This is a genomic window from Myxococcus sp. CA023 (genome assembly GCF_010998615.1).
Classification (GTDB): Bacteria; Myxococcota; Myxococcia; order Myxococcales; family Myxococcaceae; genus Myxococcus.
In genome coordinates this window covers 1-3,908 of record NZ_JAAEAH010000161.1, presented here as the reverse complement: position 1 = coordinate 3,908, position 3,908 = coordinate 1, and the positions used below count along the sequence as shown (strand labels likewise).

5 protein-coding genes are annotated in these 3,908 nt (G+C 69.9%); 3 read left to right on the top strand and 2 right to left on the bottom strand.

Features of this window, described 5'->3' with window-relative positions:
* Nucleotides 1-284: energy transducer TonB (locus F8M74_RS36970; RefSeq protein WP_141259100.1), on the top strand; the 284-nt coding region annotated here is incomplete at its 5' end.
* A gap of 10 nt (nt 285-294) precedes the next feature.
* Here F8M74_RS36970 and F8M74_RS36965 read toward each other — a convergent pair.
* On the bottom strand, nt 295-786 hold the full coding sequence (locus tag F8M74_RS36965; RefSeq protein ID WP_141259099.1) for a MarR family winged helix-turn-helix transcriptional regulator: 492 nt from the start codon (nt 784-786) through the stop codon (nt 295-297).
* Nucleotides 787-970: 184 nt separating this feature from the next.
* Between F8M74_RS36965 and F8M74_RS36960 the strand changes: the two genes are divergently transcribed.
* Nucleotides 971-2,365 (top strand): TolC family protein, encoded by a 1,395-nt coding sequence (locus F8M74_RS36960; protein ID WP_141259098.1) that lies wholly within the window; start codon nt 971-973, stop codon nt 2,363-2,365.
* 145 nt (nt 2,366-2,510) lie between these two features.
* Nucleotides 2,511-2,720: a hypothetical protein gene (locus F8M74_RS36955; protein WP_216620816.1), complete on the top strand. Its 210-nt coding sequence runs from the start codon at nt 2,511-2,513 to the stop codon at nt 2,718-2,720.
* 22 nt (nt 2,721-2,742) lie between these two features.
* Here F8M74_RS36955 and F8M74_RS36950 read toward each other — a convergent pair whose 3' ends face one another.
* On the bottom strand, nt 2,743-3,792 hold the full coding sequence (locus tag F8M74_RS36950) for a Rieske 2Fe-2S domain-containing protein (RefSeq protein WP_141259096.1): 1,050 nt from the start codon (nt 3,790-3,792) through the stop codon (nt 2,743-2,745).
* Nucleotides 3,793-3,908 lie beyond the last annotated feature (116 nt).

The window sequence follows — 3,908 nt, the reverse complement described above, 5'->3', positions numbered from 1 at the left end:
CGCCCATCTACCAGGTGGACTCCGAGCCCACGGTGGCCTCCGAGGTGAAGATTCCCTATCCGGAGGAAGCGCGCCGCGCGGGCGTGGAGGGCACCGTCACGCTCTCCATCACCATCGACCACGAGGGCAAGGTGGTGGCGGTGAAGATTCTCAAGGGGCCCGGCTACGGCCTCAACGAGGCGGCGAGGGATGCCATCCGCCGCTTCCGCTTCAAGCCCGCCATCAAGGGCGGCGAGCCTGTCTCCACGGAGATGAAGTACTCGTACACCTTCCTGCTGGACTGACGCGGGGCGCCTACTGCGCGCCCAGCGCGCGGCGCATGATGTCGCGCAGCGCGCACAGGTCCTCTTCCGGCAGGCCGCAGATGGCGTCCGGCGGCTCGAAGATGCGCTCCAGCAGCCGCTCACGCAGCGCGGCGCCGTCCTCCGTCAGGACCAGCATCTTCACCCGCCGGTCCTGCTCGGAACTGCGGCGCACCACCAGTCCGCGCGCCTCCATCCGGTCCACCAGGCCCGTGACGTTGGACGCGTCGCACGACAGGTAGGCGGCCAGCGTGCTCATGGCCAGCGGCCCTTCCCCCAGCTGCCGCAACACGTGCGCCTGCACCGGCGACAGGTCGAACTCCGCCGCCAGTGCGGGGAAGTTGCGCATGTGCGTGTGCATCAGCTCGAAGAGGAGTGTCCACGCCTGGCGTGGCAAGTCACCCGCGGGTCCGGCCTGCCCGTGCCCACTCCCCGGCTTCGTCTTCCGCTCCAACTGCTCGCCGCTCCCGTTCATGCCTCCCATGTTAATTCACCTGAGCCACCTAAACAATTGACTTCATCAACTATTGAGAGCTACTACATTCCGGAGCTTCCAAATTCGGACGTCATGGACTATGGCTGCCGACCCGAGGCTCGAACCCGTAGCAAGTCCATCCTGGACGCAGTGGCCCGCGCCGGCGCGGGCCCTTGAGGAGGTAGAGGCGGTCATGAGTTCATTCCTGGCGCTGTCCCTGGCGGCCACCCTGGCCGCGGCACCGCCGCCTACGCTGACCCTGGAGGACGCGCTCAACCGCGCCCGCAAGGAGAACCTGGACCTCAAGGCCGCGCAGGCCCGCCTCGCTCAGGCGGATACCGCGTCGCGCAAGGCTTGGGCCGGCTACCTCCCCAACGTCACCGTCAACGGCGCCGTCATCCGCAACTCCATCGAAGCGGTGATTCCGGCGGGTCCGCTCGCGCCCGTGGAAATCGTCATCCAGCCGCGGGTGCAGATGCAGGCCCAGGGCCAGGTGCGGCAGGCCATCATCGCCCCGCAGCTGTGGGCCGGCATCCAGGCCGCCTACAAGGCGGAGCGCGTGGCGGAGCTCAACGTGGAGCAGGCGCGGCGCGAAATCTTCTTCGGCGTGGCGCAGGCGTACTACGGCACCGTGGCGCAGGCACAGGCCGTGGCGGTGCAGGAGCGGCTGGTGGAGCTCAACAGCGCGCGCGCCAAGGACACGCAGGTCCGCTTCGAGGCGGGTACGGTGACGCGCGTGGCGCTGCTGCGCGCCGAGCAGGACCTGACCCGCGCGGAGCAGGACCTGATCCGCGCGCGCAACGCGGAGGCGTCCGCCAAGCTGGTGCTGGCCACCCTGCTGGCGCTGGACAACCCGAACTTCGACGTGGCGCCGCCGCCGGAGCCCCAGGTGCCGGAGAAGACGGACACCGACGTGCTCGTCGAGCGCTCGCTCGAGCAGCGCGCGGACGTCGCCGCGGCGCGTGAGTCCGTGGAGCTGGCGCAAATCAACAAGCGCGGCGTGTGGTTCAGCTACCTGCCCAACGTGCAGGTCTCCGGCACCTACAACATCAGCAACGCGGCGGGCTTCGTCGGCTCCAACCGCTTCTGGTTCATCACCCTGGGCGCCAGTTGGACGTTGTGGGACGGCGGCCTGCGTGAGGCCAACCTGCAGGAGGCCTCGGCCGTCATCGCGGAGAACCGGGCGCTGCAGCGCAAGGCGGAACTCACCGCGCGCCAGGAAGTGAATACCGCGCAGCTCGACCTGGAGAGCGCCCTGGCCAACCGCCTCAAGGCCTCGCAGGCCGTGGAGCTGGCGCGCGAGTCCCATCGCCTCACCGAGGTCTCCTTCAAGGAAGGCGTGGCCACGTACCTGGAGGTCGCGGACGCGAACACCGCGCTGACACAAGCAGAGATTGGCCTGGTGGGTGAGCGGCTGCAGGCCTCGCTCGCCGGCCTGCGCCTGCTGCGCGCGGTGGGCGTGTTCGGCGCCCGTCCCCTGACGACGGACCTGAAGGTGGAGACCTCGGAGGCGCCGTTCCTCCAGCCGCTGCCGGAGCAGACGCAGCCCACCCAGGAAGGGCCAGCGGACGCCCCCCGGCAGCCGTAATTCCGCGCGGCCTCCCGGCGCCCGCCATTCCCAGGCGCCGGGTTGCCCGCCGTGGAAGGTGGGCGGCGAGCGCCGGTTGTGAGCGGCCTTCGCCAGCCCCACCCTCGTGGAGAGAGGCATCACACCCTTTCCCGAGGAGGACGTCATGGCGGAAGGACAGTGGGGCAACTGCAAGGGCTGCCGTTACTTCGCCAACCAGACACCCCAGAGCGCCAGCGAGACGCACCGCTGCATGCAGCCGGAGCTGGCCGAGTTCGAATTGGAGGTGTCCGGAGAAAGCGGCTGCAACGCCTACGAGGCGCGCACCGGTGTGGCCACTCCGGCGTACGAAGAGCCCTCTCCTTCACTGCACTGAGCGCGAGCGCGCCCTGGGGCCTTCAGCCGCCCGGGGCCTCGCGGGTGAGCGGCACCACGGCCCCCGTCATCTTCGGACCGGCGCCGTAGTAGATGCGCTCCAGGAGCCGCCGCTGGTGCACCAGCGGCGCGTCGAAACGGTCCAACCGCATGCCCTTGTGACTGTATGGCGTGTCCGCCACGGTGGTGATGAAGCGCGCGTCGTCGCGCACCTCCCACCAGGTGAGCGCCATGGCCGCCCGCGCCGCCACGGGGAGCAGCGGACGCAGCAGCGGCTGTTCGGTGCGCAGGAATGAGAAGACGTGCAGGCGCGTGGTGCGCGCCGTCTCCGGCACGAAGAAGATGTTCGCCCGGGTGATGAAGGGACGCGGCGAGCCGTCCGGCGCCACCCAGCGGATGGTGTACTGGCTGCGCACCGGGTCGAAGCGCGTCACCCAGTCGTTCTGGAAGAAGTCACCGTCGCGCACGCCCAGCACCGTCATGATGGGCGCGGGCCGCTGCGGGGCGCGGTAGTGCACCTCCGTGCGGTCCTCCAGGTTGCGTGCCTCGAACTCCACCCGGCCCGCGTTCGGGTCGTCCCAGCCCAGCCGGGTGTGGACGTAGGGCGTGTGCTCGTCCTCGCTGAAGTTGTCGAGCGACACGTGCAGCGGCGCCGCGAAGTGCGTGGAGAACGCGCCGCCGAAGACGTAGCCCTCATCGCCCATGTCGGGCATGGCCGAAAGCGGCGTGTCCCGCTCGGCCAGCCAGAGATAGCCGTAGCGCTCCACCACCTGGAAGCTCCGCGCGTCACAGTGGCGCAGCTCCGGCTGGCTGGGATTGCTGCCGCGCCCCTCCGCGTCGAAGCGCCAGCCGTGGTACGGACACTGGAGCCGGCCGTCCGCGCGCACCGTCCCCTTGGACAGCGGCGCGAAGCGATGGGGGCAGGCATCCGCGAGCGCCGCGGGCTGCCCCGTGCCATCCCGGAAGAGCGCGTAGGCGCGGCCCGCCACCTCCACGCGGACCGGCCTGGTGCCCAGCGCGCGGGCGGAGAGCACCGGATGGAAGTGACGGATGACCTTGGGGGTAGGCTCCATGGGGGCCCAGTATAAGTCGACGACTATCCCTGCTTGAAATGGACTCCGAGTTACGCGGGGTGAACTGGAGGGCCGGGCAGCCCCCGTCCCCCTGGGTTATGCTCCCGCCCCCGTGG